Genomic DNA, 20,489 nt, shown 5'->3' on the forward strand with positions numbered 1-20,489 from the left:
TCGGCCGCCCCACCCGGAAAGGCCGCCACGGTTTCGGCCCTGCCCTGCGTCCACCCCCCGATCCCGCCGATCCCCCCGATCCCCTCGCACCGCCCACCCGAACCGCCCGTACACAGAGCGGGACGCGGGCCCCTTTCCAGGGGGCCTCGTCCCGGACCGCACCCCGGAGCAACCCATGTCCACACCCGTCATGCCCTCGTCCACGGAACCGGACGCACGGCCGCGCCCCGGCCCCCGTCGTCACGGGGCAGCCGGCCGGTTCCGGGGCCTCCTCGGCTCCGTCCTACGGCGCCGTTCGACGCGGGAACGGGCCGCTGTCGCCGCCCCACAGACGCCCGGGCGGGACGTGTCGGAGGTGATCCGCTGGCAGCAGCACGCCGACGCCTACGAGCGACAGTGCGAGAGCCTGGAGCGGGAGCGGGCGCATCTCCTCGCCTGGCTCGCGGTGCTGCACCCGGCGACCTCGGTGCTCGCCGGGCACAGCACCGGCGAGGACGGCCGGCGCGTCCTGCACATGGTGGCCGGGGGCAGACAGATGCGCTGGCTCGTCGCGGCCACGGACACCCACCTGTTCCGGCACACGCACCACGTCGAAACCGTGGAGCCGGTCGGCGTACACGCGCGTGAGGACGAACGTGAGACCGAGGCGAAGTACGCCCACCTCCGCCGGCACACCCGCCTGCTCGCCCTGGAGGACGGGGTGGCGACGGTCGTCGAGGAACTGCGCCGCCACGACTGACAGATCCCCACCCACGCTTCCCGCACTCCGGTCGGCAGGCTCGGGAGGCACGTCGACCGGACCACACGAGCCCGGCGGATCACCTGATCCGCCGGGCTCGTTACTGACCTCGCCCGGCCGGGACCGACACTGCCCGGGTACGACAAAAGCCCCCGATCACGAGTGATCGGGGGCTTTCACGATGTGGGGCTAACAGGATTTGAACCTGTGGCCTCATCCTTATCAGGGATGCGCTCTAACCAACTGAGCTATAGCCCCGCCGCGCTCTGCGGTGTATGTCCCGCGCGCTGACCTCTGAAGATTAGCGCACGACGCGGCCAGTCCCAAAATCGATAGTCGGCGGACGTTTGGGCGGGCGCCCGACGGTGGTTACTCGTCCTCCGCCAGCGTCAGCTCGACACCACCGACGAAGCCGGCGGAGAGGTTGTAGATGAACGCGCCGAGCGTCGCGAGCGCCGTCGCGAGGACAACGTCGATGACCGCGATGATCGCCGTGAACATCAGGACGTGCGGCAGGGAGAGGAACGACTGGAGGTCGAAGCCGTTCGACTCGTTCGAGCCCGTCGCCTCGGAGATGGTGCCGCCGACGGTCGAGAAGACGCCCATCGCGTCCATGACCATCCACAGCACAGCCGCCGCGACGATCGTGCAGATGCCGAGGGCGATGGAGAGCAGGAAGCTGACCTTCATCACCGACCACGGGTCGGCCTTGGCGACCCGCAGACGGGCCTTGCGGGTCCGCGGCATCGTGCGTGCGCCGGTACGCGGCCGACGGACGGCGCCCGAGGGCGTCTGCGCCGGGTACGCCTGCGGCGGGTGGTACGGCTGCGCGGGCTGCGACGGCTGCCGGTCCCCCGGCAACGGCGAACCGGGCAGCGGCGAACCCGGCATCGACGCTCCGGGCATGGAGGTTCCGGGCGCCGGCGAGCCGGGCAGGGGCTGCCCCTGCTGCTGCGCCCCCGCCCCCGGCGAACCAGGCATCGGCGGCGCTCCTGCCGGGGCCTCCCCGCCCATGTACTGCTGGGCCTGCGGGCCTCGGGTGTCCGTCACAGTTCCCCCCTGGGATCCATGAGAATCATGGGAATCAGTCGCATCCATGGCGGGGCCACGGCCGCCGTCCGTTTCCGTACCGGTCGATCCGGCGCCCGTGGCTCCGCTCACGACGACTCACTCCTCGCGCTACTCGGCCGAGGACGGCTCGCCCTCTTCCGTACCGACGGCCTCGACGCCTTCGGCGGTGTCGTCCACGGCGTCCCCGCCGTCGACTTCCTCCGCCTCGCGACCGGCCTCGGCGTTACGAGCGATACCGACGACGGCATCGCGCTTGCCCAGGTTGATCAGTTGGACGCCCATGGTGTCACGGCCCGTCTCCCTGACCTCGTTGACTCGCGTACGAATCACACCACCGGACAGCGTGATGGCAAGGATCTCATCAGTCTCCTCGACCACCAACGCGCCCACGAGGGAACCGCGGTCCTCCACGATCTTGGCGGCCTTGATGCCCAGGCCACCGCGACCCTGGACGCGGTACTCGTCGACGTTGGTCCGCTTCGCGTACCCACCGTCTGTGGCAGTGAACACGAACGTACCGGGTCGAACAACATTCATCGAGAGCAGCTGGTCCCCCTCGCGGAAGCTCATGCCCTTGACGCCCGAGGTGGCACGGCCCATCGGACGCAGCGCGTCGTCCGTCGCCGTGAACCTGATCGACTGTGCCTTCTTGCTGATCAGAAGCAGATCATCCTCGGCGGATACGAGTTCGGCTCCGATCAGTTCGTCGTCGGAACCGTCCTCCGTCTCACGGAGATTGATCGCGATGACGCCGCCCGAGCGCGGGGAATCGTAATCCTTAAGAGGCGTCTTCTTAACCAGACCGCCCTTGGTGGCCAGCACCAGGTAGGGAGTCGCCTGATAGTCACGGATCGCGAGGATCTGCGCGATCTGCTCGTCCGGCTGGAAGGCCAGCAGGTTGGCGACGTGCTGGCCGCGCGCGTCACGGCCGGCGTCCGGGAGCTCGTACGCCTTGGCGCGGTAGACGCGGCCCTTGTTGGTGAAGAACAGCAGCCAGTGGTGCGTCGTGGACACGAAGAAGTGGTCGACGATGTCGTCCTGCTTCAGCTTCGTACCGCGTACGCCCTTGCCGCCGCGCTTCTGCGAGCGGTAGTCCTCGGTCTTGGTCCGCTTGATGTAGCCGCCGCGCGTGATGGTGACGACGATGTCCTCTTCGGCGATCAGGTCCTCCATGGACATGTCGCCGTCGAACGGAATCAGCTTGGAGCGGCGGTCGTCACCGAACTTGTCGACGATCGCGGTCAGTTCCTCGCTGATGATCTCGCGCTGGCGCACCGGCGAGGCGAGGATCGCGTTGTACTGGGTGATCTTCGCCTGGAGCTCGTCGTGCTCCTGGATGATCTTCTGGCGCTCCAGGGCGGCCAGTCGGCGCAGCTGCATCTCGAGGATGGCGTTGGCCTGGATCTCGTCGATCTCCAGGAGGCCCATCAGGCCTTCGCGCGCGATCTCGACGGTGTCGCTGCGCCGAATCAGCGCGATGACGTCGTCGATGGCGTCCAGGGCCTTCAGGAGGCCACGCAGGATGTGCGCGCGCTCCTCGGCCTTGCGCAGCCGGAACTTCGTACGGCGGACGATGACTTCGATCTGGTGCGTCACCCAGTGGCGGATGAACGCGTCGAGCGAGAGCGTGCGCGGGACGCCGTCGACCAGCGCCAGCATGTTGGCGCTGAAGTTCGACTGGAGATCGGTGTGCTTGTAGAGGTTGTTCAGGACGACCTTGGCGACCGCGTCCCGCTTCAGGACGATGACCAGGCGCTGGCCGGTGCGCGAGGACGTCTCGTCGCGGACGTCGGCGATGCCGCCGACCTTGCCGTCCTTCACGAGGTCGGCGATCTTCTGCGCGAGGTTGTCCGGGTTGACCTGGTACGGGAGTTCGGTGACCACCAGACACTGGCGGTTCTGGATCTCCTCGACCTCGATGACCGCGCGCATCGTGATGGAGCCGCGACCCGTGCGGTACGCCTCCTCGATGCCCTTGCGGCCCACCACGAGGGCGCCGCTCGGGAAGTCGGGGCCCTTGATGCGCTCGATCAGCGCGTCCAGGAGCTCCTCGTGCGAGGCCTCGGGGTTCTCCAGGTACCACTGGGCGCCGGCCGCGACCTCGCGGAGGTTGTGCGGCGGGATGTTCGTCGCCATGCCGACCGCGATGCCCGCCGAGCCGTTGATCAGCAGGTTCGGGAAGCGGGCCGGCAGGACCGTCGGCTCCTGGGAGCGGCCGTCGTAGTTGTCCGTGAAGTCGACGGTCTCCTCGTCGATGTCACGGACCATCTCCATGGACAGCGGCATCAGCTTGCACTCGGTGTACCGCATGGCGGCGGCCGGGTCGTTGCCCGGGGAACCGAAGTTGCCGTTGGAGTCCACGAGGGGCATCCGCATCGACCACGGCTGCGCGAGGCGGACCAGCGCGTCGTAGATCGAGGAGTCGCCGTGCGGGTGGTAGTTGCCCATGACGTCGCCGACGACGCGGGCGCACTTGTAGAAGCCCTTCTCGGGCCGGTAGCCGCCGTCGTACATGGCGTACAGGACGCGGCGGTGGACGGGCTTGAGACCGTCCCGTACGTCGGGCAGCGCGCGCGACACGATGACGGACATCGCGTAGTCGAGGTAGGAGCGCTGCATCTCGGTCTCGAGCCCGACGGGCTCGATGCGCAGGGCGATCTCGCCCTCTTCGGGGATGCTCGGCGTGTTCTCGTCGGTCATTGCTGGTGAAGATCCTTTCTGACGCGGTCAGCTGAGACCGACTCAGATGTCGAGGAAGCGGACGTCCTTGGCGTTGCGCTGGATGAACGCGCGGCGCGCCTCGACGTCCTCGCCCATGAGGACCGAGAACAGGTCGTCGGCCTGGGCGGCGTCGTCGAGCGTGACCTGGCCGAGGACGCGGTGCTCCTGGTCCATGGTCGTGATGCGCAGTTCCTCGGCGTTCATCTCACCGAGACCCTTGAATCGCTGGATCGAGTCCTCACGGACACGCTTGCCGGCCTGGCGGCCCAGCTCGATCAGCGCGTCGCGCTCGCGGTCGGAGTACGCGTACTCGAAGTCCTCACGGCCCCACTTGATCTTGTACAGCGGGGGACGCGACAGGAACACGTGTCCGGCCTCGACCAGCGGCCGCATGAAGCGGAACAGGAAGGTCAGGAGCAGGGTGTTGATGTGCTGGCCGTCGACGTCGGCGTCCGCCATCAGGATGATCTTGTGATAGCGGAGCTTCTCGATGTCGAAGTCCTCGTGGACTCCGGTGCCGAAGGCCGAGATCAGCGCCTGGATCTCCTGGTTCTGCAGGATCTTGTCGATCCGCGACTTCTCGACGTTGAGGATCTTTCCCCGGATCGGGAGGATCGCCTGGTATTGGGGGTTGCGGCCGGACTTGGCCGAGCCACCGGCGGAGTCTCCCTCGACGATGAAGATCTCGCACTTGGTGGGGTCGTTCGACTGGCAGTCCGAGAGCTTGCCCGGCAGGGACGCCGACTCCAGCAGGCCCTTGCGGCGGGTGAGGTCACGCGCCTTGCGGGCCGCCACGCGCGCGGTGGCCGCCTGGATGGACTTGCGGATGATGTCCGCTGCTTCGTTCGGGTTGCGGTCCAACCAGTCGGTGATGTGCTCGTGGACGACCTTCTGCACGAAGGTCTTCGCCTCGGTGTTGCCCAGCTTGGTCTTCGTCTGCCCCTCGAACTGGGGCTCGCCGAGCTTGATCGAGATGATCGCCGTCAGACCCTCGCGGATGTCGTCGCCCGTGAGGTTGTCGTCCTTCTCGCGCAGCAGCTTCTTGTCGCGCGCGTACCGGTTGATGAGACCGGTGAGCGCCGCACGGAAGCCCTCCTCGTGCGTGCCGCCGTCGGGGGTCTGGATGGTGTTGGCGAAGGAGTACACGCCCTCGGTGTAACCGCCGTTCCACTGCATCGCGACTTCGAGGGAGAGCATGCGCTCCTTGTCCTCGGCCTCGATGTCGATCACCGTGGGGTGGACGACCTCGCCCTTGCGGGAGTTGAGGTACGTCACGAAGTCGACGATGCCGCCCTCGTAGTGGTACGTGACGGTCTTGACCTCTTCGGCCTCGTCCGCACCGGCCTCGTCGGCACCCGACGTGGCCTTCGCGGAGTCGCGCTCATCAGTGAGTTTGATGGTCAAACCCTTGTTGAGGAACGCCATCTCCTGGAAGCGCCGCGAGAGCGTCTCGAAGGAGTAGTCCGTGGTCTCGAAAATGTCCCCGTCGGCCCAGAAGGTGACCGACGTGCCGGTCTCGTCCGTGGCCTCGTGCTCGGCCAGCGGGGCCGTCGGGACGCCCAGCTTGTAGTCCTGCGTCCAGCGGCGTCCTTCGGTCCTGATCTCGACCGCCACCTTGGTGGACAGCGCGTTCACGACGGAGACGCCCACGCCGTGCAGACCACCGGAGACCGCGTAGCCGCCGCCGCCGAACTTGCCGCCCGCGTGCAGCACGGTCAGGACGACCTCGACGGCGGGCTTGCCCTCGGAGGGGACGATGCCCACCGGGATGCCGCGGCCGTTGTCGACGACGCGGACACCGCCGTCGGGAAGGATCGTGACGTCGATCGTGTCCGCGTGACCGGCCAGCGCCTCATCGACGGAGTTGTCGACCACCTCGTACACGAGGTGGTGCAGTCCACGCTCGCCGGTGGAGCCGATGTACATACCGGGTCGCTTGCGGACCGCGTCCAGACCCTCGAGGACGGTGATGGCGTTGGCGTCGTACGAGGCCGTGACCTCTCCGTTCGAGATCGCGGCCTCGGCTTTGACGCCGGCGTCGGTGGACGGAATGTTCTCGTTGGGGTTGCCGGAATCGGCCACGAAGCGCCCTTTCTGGCACAGCACAAGCCGAACTCCTGGCAGGTGGCCGGAGCGGCTGCGGCGTGTTGCGTTGGTAAGCCCTAGTCAGCGTTGCTCGGTGTGTCCCACAAGTGGGGCGGGATTAGCTTCCAGTCTACCGGTAGCGCCGACAGTGATGGGGGTTTGCCGGTACCTGAGTCCGCATGTGCCGCCCTGAACCGGTCTCGGCCGACTCCCCATATGCGGACCCGGGCCCAAAGAGGCTCACAGCGGCACTCAGCGCTTCCGGGTGTCAACCCTTGGCTACTGCCGAGTCAGGTCGGTGTTCGCAACCGCACCCGGTCGACCGGCGACAACCGCTCCGGCCTGTTCCGATCACCCGTAGGTGTCGCCGGGACCCTTGCTCCCGGGGGCACGCAGGGGGCCGAAGCGACGAGGGGGACCACCGGGGCCCTGCACCTTGATCAGCCGCACCGTGCCGTGGCCGAGGTCCTGATTCAGCCTTTTCACCAACTCCGGGGCGAGCAGCCGCAACTGGGTCGCCCAGGCGGTCGAGTCGCACTGCACGGTGAGCACGCGCTCGGCCGGATCGTCGTCGTACCGCAGCGGTACGCAGTGCTTGGCCAGGTCGTCCCCGACGATCTGCGGCCAGCGGCCCATCACGCCGCCCACCGCGGCCGGGGTCTCCCAGCCGCGCTCGGTGAGCAGCCGGTTGATGGCGGCACCGAGCGCCATCGGGTCCCGCCCGTCGGCACCGGACCCGGAGCGCAGCCCGCCCCCGCGCCGGGCCTGCTTCTTCTGCTGCGCGGCGTCCCCACGCGCGCGTGCCTGTTCCTTCGCGGCGCGCAGGGCCACGCGCGCGAGGTCGACGCCGGACGGTTCGGGGACCTTGGGGGCCGCCGCCGGGTCGGGTGTGTTCTCCGTCATACGCGCTCCACCCCGCCCTCGGACACGGCGTACCGCGTCCCCGTGAGTACGCCCGGCACGTCATCGTCGACCGCGGCCGTCACGAGCACCTGCTCACCCGGGGCGACCAGCTCCGCGAGCCGCTCCCGCCTGCGGGTGTCCAGCTCGGCGAACACGTCGTCGAGGACCAGCACCGGCTCGTTGCCCTCGGACCTGAGCAGGTCGTACGAAGCGAGGCGCAGTGCCAGGGCGTAAGACCAGGACTCGCCGTGTGACGCGTATCCCTTCGCGGGCAGCTGGCCGAGCTTGAGCAGCAGCTCGTCGCGGTGGGGGCCCACCAGGGTGACGCCCCGCTCGATCTCCTGCTTGCGGGCCTCCAGGAGGGCGGCCATGAGCTGTTCGTACAGCTCCTCGCGCGCGTGGCCGACGATTTCGGGCGAGGAGGGCTTGTACTCCAGTGCGACCGGGCCTCCGCCGGGCGCCAGCTGCTCGTACGCCTTGTCGGACAGCGGCTGGATCGCGGAGACGAGGTCGAGCCGCTGGGCGAGCAGTTCGGCGCCCACGCGCGCGAGGTGCTGGTCCCAGACGTCGAGCGTGGAGAGGTCCATGGTGCGGCCGCCGTGCCGCCGGGCCAGTGCGGCCGACTTGAGGAGCGTGTTGCGCTGCCTGAGCACCCGGTCGTAGTCGGAGCGGACGCCCGCCATCCGGGGGGAGCGGGCGGTGATCAGCTCGTCGAGGAAGCGGCGCCGTTCGCCGGGGTCGCCCTTGACCAGCGCGAGGTCCTCGGGCGCGAACAGCACCGTACGGACGATGCCGAGTACGTCACGTGGTCTGACCTGGGACGACCTGTTGATGCGGGCGCGGTTGGCCTTGCCGGGGTTCAGTTCGAGCTCGATGAGCTGCTGGCGTTCGCCCTGGCGGACGTTGGCCCGGATGATCGCCCGGTCGGCTCCCATGCGCACCAGGGGCGCGTCGGAGGAGACGCGGTGGCTGCCGAGGGTCGCGAGATAGCCGACCGCCTCGACGAGGTTCGTCTTGCCCTGTCCGTTGGGGCCCACGAACGCGGTGACGCCCGGGTCGAGCGGGACCTCGACCCGGGCGTAGGAGCGGAAGTCGGCCAGCGACAGATGCGTGACGTGCATGGTCGTTCGCCGACCTCCCCCAGGGTTGTGGATCCACGGGCCGTTCGGCCGGTGGATCTGTGGACTACTTCTTCTCGACCGCGTGGCCGCCGAACTGGTTGCGCAGCGCCGCCACCATCTTCATCTGCGGCGAGTCCTCCTGCCGCGAGGCGAACCGCGCGAACAGCGACGCGGTGATCGCGGGCAGCGGCACCGCGTGGTCGATGGCGGCCTCCACCGTCCAACGGCCCTCGCCGGAGTCCTGCGCGTAGCCACGGAGCTTGTCCAGGTGCTCGTCCTCGTCCAGGGCGTTCACGGCGAGGTCCAGCAGCCAGGAGCGGATGACGGTGCCCTCCTGCCAGGAGCGGAAGACCTCGCGCACGTCCGTGACCGAGTCGACCTTCTCCAGGAGCTCCCAGCCCTCGGCATAGGCCTGCATCATGGCGTACTCGATGCCGTTGTGGACCATCTTCGAGAAGTGGCCCGCGCCGACCTTGCCGGCGTGCACCGCGCCGAAGTCGCCCTCGGGCTTGAGGGCGTCGAAGACCGGCTGGACCTTCGCGATGTTCTCCGGGTCGCCGCCGTACATCAGCGCGTAGCCGTTCTCCAGGCCCCACACGCCGCCGGAGACGCCGCAGTCGACGAAGCCGATGCCCTTGATGCCCAGTTCGACGGCGTGCTTCTCGTCGTCCGTCCAGCGGGAGTTGCCGCCGTCCACGACGACGTCACCCGGCTCCAGGAGAGCGGCGAGCTCGTCGACGGTGGACTGGGTCGCGGCACCGGCCGGGACCATCACCCACACCACCCGCGGGGCCTTGAGCTTGCCCACAAGCTCTTCCAGGCTGTGGACATCGGCGAGGTCCGGGTTGCGGTCGTATCCGAGGACGGTGTGGCCTGCGCGGCGGATCCGCTCGCGCATGTTGCCGCCCATCTTGCCGAGGCCGACGAGACCGAGCTCCATCAGTTGTTCCTTAGGTTTTCGACGTGGCGTGAGGGCACTCTCGTACCCACGTACGAGCCTAAACCCGGACGGTCACGCACACCTGTGGGCATACGCGCTCAGACGTACACCCCGACCTGCGGCTTCGGCGGCCGGTGGGCCGGCCGCCGACGCGTCAGCCGCTGAGGCGCACCGGCATGATCAGGTACTTGTAGGCATCGTCCGCCTCGGCGTCCAGAGCGGGCTTCCCGCTCAGCAGCGCGGGCTTCGTGGACGTCGTGAAGGCGAGCTGGGCGACGGGCGAGTCGATGGCGCTCAGGCCGTCCAGCAGGAACGTCGGGTTGAAGGCGATCGACACGTCGTCGCCCTCCAGCTGGGCGTCGACCCTTTCCACAGCCTGTGCGTCGTCACTGGAGCCCGCCTCCAGGATCAGCACGCCCTGCTCGAAGCTCAGTCGCACCGGGGTGTTCCGCTCGGCGACCAGGGCCACGCGCTTGACGGCCTCCACGAAGGGGGCGGTCTCGATGACGGCGATGGAGTTGAACTCCGTCGGGAACAGCGAGCGGTACTTCGGGAGGTCGCCCTCGAGCAGTCGGGTGGTCGTACGTCGCCCCGCGCCCTCGAAACCGATCAGGCCCTCGCCGGCACCCGAGCCGGACAGCGCCAGGATCACGCTGTCGCCGCTCGTGAGGGCCTTGGCGGTGTCCAGGAGCGTCTTGGCGGGCACCAGGGCCACCGCGGACGCCTCGGGGTCCTCCGGCTTCCACAGGAACTCCCGGACCGCGAAGCGGTAGCGGTCGGTGGAGGCGAGGGTGACCCTGTCGCCCTCGATCTCGATGCGGACGCCGGTGAGGACGGGCAGCGTGTCGTCGCGCCCCGCGGCGATGGCCACCTGGGCGGCCGCCGAGGCAAAGACCTCCCCCGGGACGGTGCCGGTCGCCGACGGCATCTGCGGCAGCGCCGGGTACTCCTCCACCGGCAGGGTGTGGAGGGTGAACCGCGAGGAGCCGCAGACCACGGTCGCCCGCGTCCCTTCTGTGGAAATCTCCACCGGCCGGTTGGGGAGGGCGCGGCAGATGTCGGCGAGCAGGCGGCCGGAGACGAGCACCGTGCCCTCCTCGTCGACCTCCGCGTCCACCGAGACCCGCGCCGAGACCTCGTAGTCGAAGCTGGAGAGGCTCAGGGCGCCCTCCTCGGCCTTCAGGAGCAGGCCGGCGAGCACAGGAGCCGGCGGACGGGCCGGGAGGCTGCGTGCCGCCCAGGCCACTGCCTCCGCGAGTACGTCGCGTTCCACCCGGATCTTCACCGTTGCCGCCTCCGTCTGTTGCCGGCGCTCTCGCCCTGCTGGCCTTCGTCGTCTGACTCGGTGTCGCTCGGCCCAGGGATGGGCAGGACACCGGGGACCAGTCTGACGCACCGCACTGACAGTCGTTGCCCCTCGGGGTCAAGTCGTGCCGAGCGGCAGCAGAGGCTCCGAGGCCGAGTTGTGCACAGCCCCGTCTTCGAATCGATTCCCAGGCTCTCTCTAGTTGGTCTTAGTAGTAGGGCCTGTGGAAACCGTGGATAACCCCGTTTTCGCAGCTCAGGGGCTGTTTTTTGTCCACCGACCCTGTGGGTGGGAGCGGTGGAAAACCCGGCTCCTCTGTGGACGGCGAAAAGTTCTGCACACTCGATGCACAGGCTGAGGGCACTTCTCCCCAACGCCGTCCCCAGGTTTACCCACGTTCCCCACAGGCCAACCCGGCACCTTTGTGTGACGCCTTTCACTCGACACGGTGAGAGCGCGCGTCGGGTTGCCGAACAGTGGACAGGGATGTGGAGAAGCTGTTGATCGCTGGGGACAACCCGGCCCATCCTGTGGGTCACCGGTGGACAACTCCGTGCACAGCCTGTGGATCTTTTTTCTGTCCACAGGCTGTGGAGAGTCTTCGTCCACCAATGCACAAGCAGGTGACCTGGTCTGATGGTCTTTCAACAGCTCCCCCTGTGGACACGATCTGGACAACTTCCCAGTCCCCAGGGTGTGGACGCCAGAAAGTCACCGAATCTGTGGAGGGTGGCCGTAACCCCGCCCCTAATCGAACAGCGGATGACAGCCGATCGACGACGGACACCCTCCGGTGAGCCACGAAAACCTCTCCGGACGCCTCCGCCGGGCGCGCGGGAACGGCGAAGGGCGCCCTCGGGAAGGTGTCCCGGGGCGCCCTCGGCGACGTACGAAGGTGTGGGTACCGGCTCTGCGAGCCGCCTCCGTCAGCCGTTCTTGATGCGGTTCGTGAGCTCGGTGACCTGGTTGTAGATGGAGCGGCGCTCGGCCATCAGCGCGCGGATCTTGCGGTCGGCGTGCATCACGGTCGTGTGGTCGCGGCCGCCGAACTGCGCGCCGATCTTCGGCAGCGAGAGGTCGGTGAGCTCACGGCACAGGTACATGGCGATCTGGCGTGCCGTCACCAGGACGCGGCTGCGCGAGGAGCCGCACAGGTCGTCCACCGTGAGCCCGAAGTAGTCGGCGGTGGCCGCCATGATGGCCGGCGCGGTGATCTCCGGGGAGGAGTCCTCGCCGCCGGGGATCAGGTCCTTGAGGACGATCTCGGTGAGACCGAGGTCCACCGGCTGCCGGTTGAGCGACGCGAACGCCGTCACCCGGATCAGCGCGCCCTCCAGCTCGCGGATGTTCCGCGAGATCCGGGACGCGATGAACTCCAGCACCTCCGGGGGGGCGTTGAGCTGCTCCTGCACCGCCTTCTTACGGAGGATGGCGATCCGCGTCTCCAGCTCGGGCGGCTGGACGTCCGTGATCAGACCCCACTCGAAGCGGTTCCGCAGCCGGTCCTCCAGGGTGACCAGCTGCTTGGGCGGCCGGTCGCTGGAGAGCACGATCTGCTTGTTCGCGTTGTGGAGCGTGTTGAAGGTGTGGAAGAACTCCTCCTGCGTCGACTCCTTGTCCGCCAGGAACTGGATGTCGTCGACGAGCAGGATGTCCATCTCGCGGTACCGCTTGCGGAAGCTGTCGCCCTTGCCGTCGCGGATGGAGTTGATGAACTCGTTGGTGAACTCCTCCGAGCTCACGTACCGCACCCGGGTGCCGGGGTAGAGGCTGCGGGCGTAGTGCCCGATCGCGTGCAGCAGGTGCGTCTTGCCGAGCCCCGACTCGCCGTAGATGAAGAGCGGGTTGTACGCCTTCGCCGGTGCCTCGGCGACGGCGACCGCGGCGGCGTGCGCGAAGCGGTTGGAGGCGCCGATGACGAAGGTGTCGAAGAGGTACTTCGGGTTCAGGCGCGCGGTGGGCTCGCCCGGACCGCTCGCCGGCGCGGGCTGCGCGGCCAGCGGTCCCGGGGCGCCGCTGGACGAGGGCAGCGAGGGACCGCCGCGGTGCATGTGCCCACCGCCGGAGGGCGGCTCCTGAAGATCGCGGCGGTCGGGCCGCTGGTCGTAGTCGGAGCGCTGCTGGTCGTAGTCGGGCCGCTGCTGCTCGTAGGGCGGGCGGTCCATGGACTGCGGCCGGTAGTCCTGCGAGGGCGAGGCGTAGGGATCGCGGTCGGGGAAGCCGAGGCGCTGCTGCTGCCAGCCGTAGTCGTCGTGCCGGGGCCAGGCGCCCGGTTCGGGGCGCTGGTAGTCGGGATAGGCCGGGCGGGCGGTCGGGAGCTGGTCCGGGCGGCCCGAGGGCAGCTGGTCGCCGGGAGCCCCGGGAAGCTGGTCGGACCGGCCGGACCTGTGATCGTCCGCACGGTGACGCCCGTACCCCTCGTACCCGTCGCGGCGCTGCCCGTCGTAGGGACTCCGGTCGTCACGGTTCTGCATGTCGCGGTTCGGGTTGTCGCGGTTCGGGTTGTCGTAGGGGTTCCGGTCGTCCCGCCCCTGGCTGTCGTACGAGGGCCGCTCGTCGCGCGCGTGGCTGTCGTAGGGGCCCCGGTCGTCGCGGTTCTGATTGTCGTACGCATCCCGGCCCTGGCCCTGGGAGGGCTCGGGGTCCTCGTACCGCGGCTGGGAGGGCACCGGGGGCTCGCCGGCGGAGTCGTCGACGGTGATGGCGATGCGGATAGGGCGGCCGCACTCGCGGCTCAGGGTCTCGCTGACGATCGGCGCGAGCCGGCCCTCGAGTACGCCCTTCGCGAACTCGTTGGGGACCGCGAGGAGCGCGGTGTCCGCGACCAGGGCCAAGGGCTGGCAGCGCTTGATCCAGTGCTCGTCCTTCGCCTCGACGCCCTGGCCGCGGCCCTCCCCGAGAAGTTGCTCCATTACTCGTGGCCACACTGCGGCAAGATCGGCAGGTACGTCAGCCACAGGGCACGCTCTCTCATGGGTCCCACGAACGTGTGGTTCTGGGAGCAGGTTGGGAAGATCACTCGGGTGGGGCGGTGGGAGCAAAGCTGCTGGAGCGGTGGGGACGGAGCCGCCGGGGCGGTGGGAAGGAAACGAAGCGGAGTTCGGCCACGGTAGTCAGGGCGACCGCTGCGGTTCAAGTTGTTGTCCCCAGCCTGTGGATAGTGTCTCCTGGCAGCTGCTGGTTTGACCGGATGGCGTAGCCGCGCGTACCGTAACCAGGTCGAGTTGTCGATGGCTGCTGCCGCCTGCCTCCGATGGGCACAGGTCACTTCGAGTGATCGGGAAGCGGTGCACTCGGGCGTATACGAGCTACTCGTGGGCGCACGGTGACAGCCAGGACGGCACCCCGCCACCACCGATTCTTTCTGGAGCCCCCGAGTGAGCAAGCGCACCTTCCAGCCGAACAATCGTCGTCGCGCCAAGACCCACGGCTTCCGCCTGCGGATGCGTACTCGCGCCGGCCGCGCGATTCTCGCGAACCGTCGTGGCAAGGGTCGATCCAGCCTGTCCGCCTGATCACTTACAGGTCATGACGTCGTGCTGCCTACCGAGCATCGGCTGAGGCGGCGCGAGGACTTCGCGACCGCGGTACGCCGAGGACGCCGGGCCGGACGCCCGCTCCTCGTCGTCCATCTACGTAGCGGTGCAACGGACCCGCACGCGCCTGGGGAGAGCGCTCCCCCGACGCGTGCGGGTTTCGTCGTGAGCAAAGCCGTGGGTGGAGCCGTCGTACGCACCAGGGTGAAGCGCAGGCTTCGCCATCTGATGCGTGACCGAGTGGACCTGCTGCCCCCCGGTAGCCTGGTAGTCGTACGAGCGTTGCCCGGTGCGGGTGACGCCGACCATGAACAGCTGGCCCGAGACCTGGATGCCGCACTTCAGCGGCTGCTGGGAGGGGGCGCGCGATGAAGTACCCGCTGTTGGCTCTCATCAAGCTGTACCAGTGGACGATCAGCCCGCTGTTGGGGCCGGTGTGCAAGTACTACCCGTCGTGTTCCCGCTACGGCTACCAGGCCATCGACCGGCATGGTGCGATCAAGGGAACGGCACTCACCGCCTGGCGCATCCTGCGATGCAATCCGTGGTCGCTGGGCGGTGTGGACCATGTCCCGCCGCGCAAACGACCGCGGTGGCACGAAATGCTGCGTAACGCCTGGCGTGCACGCAAGGGCGGGACCTCCGCCGCCGAACCGGCCATCGAGGGGCACGGTATGTCCGACCACCCCGCGAGCCCGGCCGCCGAGACCCCGTCCCATGCTCAAGGAGCCTGATTAGTGGACACGATTGCCAGTCTTTTCAGCTTCATCACGACACCCGTTTCCTGGGTCATCGTCCAGTTCCACTCCGTCTACGGGAAGCTCTTCGGACCCGATACGGGCTGGGCCTGGGGCTTGTCCATCGTGTCCCTGGTGATCCTGATCCGTATCTGCCTGATCCCGCTCTTCGTGAAGCAGATCAAGGCCACCCGGGCCATGCAGACGCTTCAGCCCGAGATGAAGAAGATCCAGGAGCGCTACAAGAACGACAAGCAGCGCCAGTCCGAAGAGATGATGAAGCTGTACAAGGACTCGGGTACCAACCCGCTGTCCTCGTGCCTTCCCATCCTGGCGCAGTCCCCGTTCTTCTTCGCCCTTTACCACGTGCTCAACGGCATCGCGACCGGCAAGACGATCGGCGTCATCGACGACTCGCTGCTGACCAGCGCGCGTAAGGCACACATCTTCGGCGCGCCGCTCGCGGCGAAGTTCACCGACGGCGCCGACAAGGTCGCCTCGCTCGGTGCCACGGTGACCGATGTCCGTGTCGTCACCGCGATCATGATCGTGCTGATGTCGGCGTCGCAGTTCTACACACAGCGCCAGCTGATGACGAAGAACGTCGACACCACGGTCAAGACGCCCTTCATGCAGCAGCAGAAGATGCTGATGTACGTCTTCCCGGTCATGTTCGCCATCTTCGGCATCAACTTCCCGGTCGGTGTCCTCGTCTACTGGCTGACCACCAACGTGTGGACCATGGGCCAGCAGATGTACGTCATCCGCAACAACCCGACTCCGGGCAGCAAGGCCCAGGCCGCCTACCTGGAGCGCCTGCAGAAGCACGTCACGCACCACGAGAAGACCCGCAGCCGCGGCGAGAAGGCCATCGTCAAGGCGATCGTCGCCAAGGGCCGTGACCGCAACGAGCACGAGCGCAAGTTCATCAACACCCTGACCAAGGCGGGCCTGGCCGCGCAGGCCGACGGCACCGTGGTGAAGGGCGTGACGGCCGTGGTCGAGGCCGAGGACGGCACCCCGACGACCGCCGGCGGCGCCCCCAAGCGCCAGCAGCCGAAGCGGCAGTCGAAGTCCCAGCGCCAGTCGGCCGTGACCAAGGCGGCTGCCGAGTCCGAGCCGAAGACCTCGCTGATCAAGTCCGACGAGCCACAGGACGCCAAACCCACCGCCGCCAAGCCGGCGAGTGGGAGCAAACCCGGCTCCGGGACCCGCAGCAAAGCCCAGTCCGGACAGCGCAAGGGTCCTCAGCGGCCCAAGTCGCCGTCCAAGAAGTAAGAAGGAGTCCATCCCGTGACGGAAGGCACCACCACCTCCGCCGCCGCCGAGGGCGACACCCTGAACCGCCTGGAGCAGGAGGGCGAGATCGCGGCGGACTACCTAGAGGGTCTCCTCGACATCGCCGATCTCGACGGCGACATCGACATGGACGTCGAGGCCGATCGTGCCGCTGTCTCGATCATCAGTGACGCCGGCGGTCGCGATCTGAACAAGCTGGTCGGCCGGGACGGTGAGGTGCTGGAAGCTCTTCAGGAACTCACCCGCCTGGCGGTACACCGGGAGACCGGGGACCGCAGCCGCCTCATGCTGGACATCGCGGGCTACCGCGCGAAGAAGCGTGAGGAGCTCTCCGAGCTGGGTGCCAAGGCCGCGGCCGAGGTCAGGAGCTCCGGTGAGCCCGTCAAGATGAACCCGATGACGCCCTTCGAGCGCAAGGTCGTGCACGACGCGGTCAAGGCCGCGGGTCTGCGCAGCGAGTCCGAGGGCGAGGAGCCGCAGCGCTTCGTCGTCGTGCTTCCTGCCTGACCGGTACGTACGTTCCCTCGGCCCCGTCTGTCGCGCAGGCGGGGCCGATCTTTGTCAGCCCGGCAGTTCCCGGCAGCGCCGGGTGGCACCCCGTAGTCCCTGATGGTCCTGGTGGTCAGCGCTCAGTGCGCTTATGCGGTACGGAAGGACGGTCCCCGTGACGGAGGCAGCGGAGCTTCCTCCCGCGCCCGAGCAGGCGCGTGAGGTATTCGGTAATCGCTTCGCGGACGCGGTCCGGTACGCGGAGCTCTTGGCCGAGGCAGGGGTGCAGCGCGGACTGATCGGCCCGCGTGAGGTCCCCCGCCTCTGGGAGCGGCACATCCTGAACTGTGCGGTGCTCTCCGAGGTCGTACCTGAAGGGGTGACGGTCTGCGATGTCGGCTCGGGCGCCGGGCTGCCGGGCATTCCCCTGGCGCTCGTCCGCGAGGACCTCAAGATCACCCTGCTCGAGCCGCTGCTGCGGCGTACCAACTTCCTCACCGAGGTCGTGGAACTCCTGGGCCTCGACCATGTGACGGTCGTCCGGGGTCGCGCCGAGGAGGTGATGGGCAAGCTTCAGCCCGTCCATGTGGTGACAGCGCGGGCCGTGGCGCCCCTGGACCGCCTGGCGGCCTGGGGGATCCCGCTACTGCGCCCCTACGGCGAGATGCTCGCCCTCAAGGGCGATACCGCCGAAGAGGAGCTGAAGAGCGCTGCAACGGCGCTCAGCAAGCTCGGTGCCGCCAGGACTTCCGTGCTCCAGGTCGGAGAGGGAGTGGTGGATCCGCTTTCCACCGTCGTTCGGGTCGAGGTCGGGGAGAGCCCCGGCGGTGTGCGCTTCGCGGCGAAGCGGGCTAAGGCGGCCCGGACCGGTCGAACGCGACGGCGACGCTGAGCCCGAGAGGTTGAAATGGACCTCGAACTCCCGGCTCCGCTCTGCGGGGCCGGGAGTTTTTCGTCACTATCGCTGATCCGTCCTGACGACGAGCGGTACTCCACACAAGCTGCCAAACCTACGCATGTCGGAGTGTCGCGCCGTGATGGTCCCGAACCCTATGCATCGTGTTTCACGTGAAACGTCGCTCACTGTTGCACGGAATCATCAGTCGGGGCCGGGCTGCGGCCGCTCCCCGGGGCCGGAGACCTCTCGGTTCACCCAGGCAGGGTGTGGAGTTGTCCACAGAGGTGGATTTCTCCACAGAAGAACGGGCCTCGCTGGTTCACGACCCCGAAGGCATGGGAGGCTCTGTTCATTGCGAGCCTGAAGTCGAGGAGAGTGAATCCTTGCGGTCCGACGCCAACATCGCGGGACCGATGACCGATCCGGTCCCCGGTCCCCGTACCGAGTCGATGGGGGACGATGTTTCACGTGAAACACCGCCTCCAATGGACGACACTCCCATCGGTCGTGCTGCCCAACTGGCAGTGGAGGCGCTAGGTCGCGCCGGTGAGGGCCTGCCACGGCCCGAGCAGACCCGGGTCATGGTTGTTGCCAACCAGAAGGGCGGGGTGGGTAAGACCACGACCACGGTCAACCTTGCTGCCTCACTCGCTCTGCACGGTGGCCGTGTCCTGGTGATCGACCTCGACCCTCAGGGCAACGCCTCCACCGCGCTGGGCATCGACCATCACGCCGAAGTTCCATCGATCTACGACGTGCTGATCGACAGCAAGCCGCTCTCCGAAGTCGTTCAGCCGGTCCCCGATGTCGAGGGTCTCTTCTGTGCGCCGGCCACCATCGATCTCGCCGGTGCCGAGATCGAGTTGGTGTCTCTGGTGGCACGGGAGAGTCGGCTGGAGCGGGCGATCCAGGCATACGAGCAGCCGCTGGACTACATCCTCATCGACTGCCCACCCTCGCTCGGCCTGCTGACGGTGAACGCGCTTGTCGCCGGCGCGGAGGTGCTCATCCCCATCCAGTGTGAGTACTACGCACTGGAAGGCCTGGGACAGCTCCTGCGCAACGTGGACCTGGTGCGGGGGCATCTCAACCCCGACCTCCACGTCTCGACGATCCTGCTCACCATGTACGACGGCCGGACGCGTCTGGCGTCGCAGGTCGCGGAGGAGGTGCGCAGTCACTTCGGTGAGGAGGTACTGCGCACGAGCATCCCTCGCTCGGTCCGTATCTCCGAAGCGCCGAGCTACGGTCAGACGGTGCTGACCTACGATCCGGGATCGAGCGGTGCTCTCTCGTATCTTGAGGCAGCACGAGAAATCGCCCTCCGAGGAGTCGGTGTGGCGTACGAAGCGGAACCTGCCCACGTGGGCATCCAGAATGGTCAGAACATGGTGGAGGGGATCCAGTGAGCGAGCGACGACGGGGACTGGGGCGTGGCCTCGGCGCACTGATTCCTGCAGCACCGACAGGGGAGAAGGCGGGTTCCTCCGGGACGGGTGCAGTCTCCACCTCGCCGACGGCTGTGCCCGTCCTCACCGCTGAGCGCGGTGTGGCAGCGGCGAAGGTGGCCCTGCTGCCGCCTGTCTCACATGAGACGGAGGAACTGTCGTCGAACGGAGTTCTGGAGGAGTACTCGGCGCCTGCCGGTGCCTACTTCGCCGAACTGCCCGTCGACTTCATCAACCCGAACCCGCGCCAGCCGCGTGAGGTGTTCGACGAGGACGCTCTTGCCGAGCTCGTCACCTCCATCAAGGAGGTCGGGCTTCTCCAGCCTGTCGTCGTCCGCCAGGTCGCCGCGTCGCGCTACGAGCTCATCATGGGCGAGCGGCGCTTCCGGGCATGCCGTGAGGCCGGGCTCGAAGCCATTCCGGCGATCGTCCGGGACACGGACGACGACAAGCTTCTCCTGGACGCCCTGCTGGAGAACCTGCACCGCGCGCAGCTGAACCCGTTGGAAGAGGCGGCGGCTTACGACCAGCTGCTCAAGGACTTCAACTGCACGCACGACCAGCTCGCCGACCGTATCGGCCGGTCCCGTCCGCAGGTCTCCAACACCCTGCGTCTGCTGAAGCTGTCTCCCGCGGTGCAGCGCCGGGTGGCCGCCGGAGTTCTCTCCGCGGGGCACGCGAGGGCCCTGCTCTCCGTGGACGACTCGGAGGAGCAGGACCGGCTGGCTCACCGGATCGTGGCCGAAGGGCTTTCGGTGCGGGCGGTCGAGGAGATCGTGACCCTCATGGGATCGCGTCCGCAGACCTCTGCGCGTTCCAAGGGTCCGCGGGCCGGCGCGCTGGTCTCCCCGGCGCTCAGCGACCTGGCTTCACGCCTCTCGGACCGCTTCGAGACGCGGGTGAAGGTCGACCTTGGCCAGAAGAAGGGCAAGATCACTGTCGAGTTCGCCTCGATGGACGACCTTGAGCGGATCCTCGGCTCTCTCGCCCCGGGGGAAGGACCGGTCCTTCAGAAGAGCCTTCTGGACGACGACTCCGAGGACACGGAGGCCTGAGTCGCCCTGTGGGCGGGACGGTCTCCGAGCGGCAGATCCATCAGAGCGGGCCGCGTCCGGTACTCACCGGACGCGGCCCGCTCTTTTGCTTTCCGCCGGTATCGAGGCAATCTCATCGTGGATACGATGCCTAGGGGTATG

At 67.9% G+C, this 20,489-nt stretch carries 17 protein-coding genes and 1 tRNA gene; 9 read left to right on the forward strand and 9 right to left on the reverse strand.

Annotation, left to right across the window (positions count from 1 at the left end; translation table 11 throughout):
• Positions 1-175 precede the first annotated feature (175 nt).
• Positions 176-739 carry a hypothetical protein gene (locus ACIP79_RS06815; protein ID WP_401220988.1) on the forward strand — a complete coding sequence of 188 codons (564 nt, stop codon included), beginning with the start codon at positions 176-178 and terminating at the stop codon, positions 737-739.
• A 184-nt stretch (positions 740-923) separates the two neighbouring features.
• On the opposite strand, the gene ACIP79_RS06820 is transcribed toward ACIP79_RS06815, so the two are convergent.
• From ACIP79_RS06820 to dnaA, 9 genes are all read right to left on the reverse strand, one after another.
• Positions 924-997 (reverse strand) — tRNA-Ile (locus ACIP79_RS06820).
• Positions 998-1,108: 111 nt separating this feature from the next.
• Positions 1,109-1,900 (reverse strand): DUF3566 domain-containing protein, encoded by a 792-nt coding sequence (locus ACIP79_RS06825; RefSeq protein WP_401220236.1) that lies wholly within the window; start codon positions 1,898-1,900, stop codon positions 1,109-1,111.
• 18 nt (positions 1,901-1,918) lie between these two features.
• The gene (gyrA, locus tag ACIP79_RS06830) at positions 1,919-4,510 is read right to left on the reverse strand and encodes a DNA gyrase subunit A (RefSeq protein ID WP_401220239.1); all 2,592 of its coding nucleotides are present in this window, start codon (positions 4,508-4,510) and stop codon (positions 1,919-1,921) included.
• Positions 4,511-4,552: 42 nt separating this feature from the next.
• Positions 4,553-6,613 (reverse strand): DNA topoisomerase (ATP-hydrolyzing) subunit B, encoded by a 2,061-nt coding sequence (gyrB, locus tag ACIP79_RS06835; protein WP_401220242.1) that lies wholly within the window; start codon positions 6,611-6,613, stop codon positions 4,553-4,555.
• A gap of 354 nt (positions 6,614-6,967) precedes the next feature.
• Positions 6,968-7,519, reverse strand: coding sequence for a DUF721 domain-containing protein (locus tag ACIP79_RS06840; protein WP_383685026.1), 552 nt, complete (start codon positions 7,517-7,519; stop codon positions 6,968-6,970).
• Positions 7,516-8,640 carry a DNA replication/repair protein RecF gene (gene recF, locus ACIP79_RS06845; protein WP_383685024.1) on the reverse strand — a complete coding sequence of 375 codons (1,125 nt, stop codon included), beginning with the start codon at positions 8,638-8,640 and terminating at the stop codon, positions 7,516-7,518. Before recF ends, ACIP79_RS06840 begins: the two co-directional genes overlap by 4 nt.
• 64 nt (positions 8,641-8,704) lie before the next feature.
• The gene (gene gnd / locus ACIP79_RS06850; protein WP_387187015.1) at positions 8,705-9,580 is read right to left on the reverse strand and encodes a phosphogluconate dehydrogenase (NAD(+)-dependent, decarboxylating); all 876 of its coding nucleotides are present in this window, start codon (positions 9,578-9,580) and stop codon (positions 8,705-8,707) included.
• Between the two features lie 154 nt (positions 9,581-9,734).
• The gene (dnaN, locus tag ACIP79_RS06855) at positions 9,735-10,865 is read right to left on the reverse strand and encodes a DNA polymerase III subunit beta (RefSeq protein WP_401220247.1); all 1,131 of its coding nucleotides are present in this window, start codon (positions 10,863-10,865) and stop codon (positions 9,735-9,737) included.
• A 947-nt stretch (positions 10,866-11,812) separates the two neighbouring features.
• On the reverse strand, positions 11,813-13,843 hold the full coding sequence (gene dnaA, locus ACIP79_RS06860) for a chromosomal replication initiator protein DnaA (protein ID WP_401220250.1): 2,031 nt from the start codon (positions 13,841-13,843) through the stop codon (positions 11,813-11,815).
• Between the two features lie 420 nt (positions 13,844-14,263).
• Here dnaA and rpmH point away from each other — a divergent pair, with 420 nt between their 5' ends.
• The 8 genes from rpmH (at position 14,264) to ACIP79_RS06900 (ending at position 20,348) form a co-directional block, all read left to right on the forward strand.
• Positions 14,264-14,401, forward strand: a complete 138-nt coding sequence (gene rpmH / locus ACIP79_RS06865; protein WP_003967884.1) for a 50S ribosomal protein L34 — start codon at positions 14,264-14,266, stop codon at positions 14,399-14,401.
• Between the two features lie 21 nt (positions 14,402-14,422).
• Complete coding sequence (gene rnpA / locus ACIP79_RS06870; RefSeq protein WP_383685019.1) at positions 14,423-14,794, forward strand: ribonuclease P protein component; 372 nt, start codon at positions 14,423-14,425, stop codon at positions 14,792-14,794.
• Positions 14,791-15,156 carry a membrane protein insertion efficiency factor YidD gene (gene yidD / locus ACIP79_RS06875; protein WP_383685017.1) on the forward strand — a complete coding sequence of 122 codons (366 nt, stop codon included), beginning with the start codon at positions 14,791-14,793 and terminating at the stop codon, positions 15,154-15,156. Before rnpA ends, yidD begins: the two co-directional genes overlap by 4 nt.
• A gap of 3 nt (positions 15,157-15,159) precedes the next feature.
• Positions 15,160-16,437: a membrane protein insertase YidC gene (yidC, locus tag ACIP79_RS06880; RefSeq protein WP_401220255.1), complete on the forward strand. Its 1,278-nt coding sequence runs from the start codon at positions 15,160-15,162 to the stop codon at positions 16,435-16,437.
• Between the two features lie 15 nt (positions 16,438-16,452).
• Positions 16,453-16,965 carry a protein jag gene (locus ACIP79_RS06885; protein ID WP_383685014.1) on the forward strand — a complete coding sequence of 171 codons (513 nt, stop codon included), beginning with the start codon at positions 16,453-16,455 and terminating at the stop codon, positions 16,963-16,965.
• Between the two features lie 157 nt (positions 16,966-17,122).
• Complete coding sequence (gene rsmG, locus ACIP79_RS06890; RefSeq protein ID WP_401220258.1) at positions 17,123-17,839, forward strand: 16S rRNA (guanine(527)-N(7))-methyltransferase RsmG; 717 nt, start codon at positions 17,123-17,125, stop codon at positions 17,837-17,839.
• 341 nt (positions 17,840-18,180) lie between these two features.
• Complete coding sequence (locus ACIP79_RS06895; protein ID WP_387187044.1) at positions 18,181-19,254, forward strand: ParA family protein; 1,074 nt, start codon at positions 18,181-18,183, stop codon at positions 19,252-19,254.
• Positions 19,251-20,348, forward strand: a complete 1,098-nt coding sequence (locus tag ACIP79_RS06900; RefSeq protein WP_401220261.1) for a ParB/RepB/Spo0J family partition protein — start codon at positions 19,251-19,253, stop codon at positions 20,346-20,348. Before ACIP79_RS06895 ends, ACIP79_RS06900 begins: the two co-directional genes overlap by 4 nt.
• Positions 20,349-20,489: the final 141 nt, after the last annotated feature.

The sequence above is a fragment of the Streptomyces sp. NPDC088747 genome (assembly GCF_044751025.1).
GTDB lineage: Bacteria > Actinomycetota > Actinomycetes > Streptomycetales > Streptomycetaceae > Streptomyces.

Excerpts from the sequence above, each read along its gene's own strand:
- ACIP79_RS06815 (WP_401220988.1), top strand. The coding sequence starts at position 176 with ATGTCCACACCCGTCATGCCCTCGTCCACGGAACCGGACGCACGGCCG.
- gyrA (WP_401220239.1), bottom strand. The coding sequence starts at position 4,510 with ATGACCGACGAGAACACGCCGAGCATCCCCGAAGAGGGCGAGATCGCC.
- ACIP79_RS06840 (WP_383685026.1), bottom strand. The coding sequence starts at position 7,519 with ATGACGGAGAACACACCCGACCCGGCGGCGGCCCCCAAGGTCCCCGAA.
- recF (WP_383685024.1), bottom strand. The coding sequence starts at position 8,640 with ATGCACGTCACGCATCTGTCGCTGGCCGACTTCCGCTCCTACGCCCGG.
- gnd (WP_387187015.1), bottom strand. The coding sequence starts at position 9,580 with ATGGAGCTCGGTCTCGTCGGCCTCGGCAAGATGGGCGGCAACATGCGC.
- yidD (WP_383685017.1), top strand. The coding sequence starts at position 14,791 with ATGAAGTACCCGCTGTTGGCTCTCATCAAGCTGTACCAGTGGACGATC.
- ACIP79_RS06895 (WP_387187044.1), top strand. The coding sequence starts at position 18,181 with ATGGGAGGCTCTGTTCATTGCGAGCCTGAAGTCGAGGAGAGTGAATCC.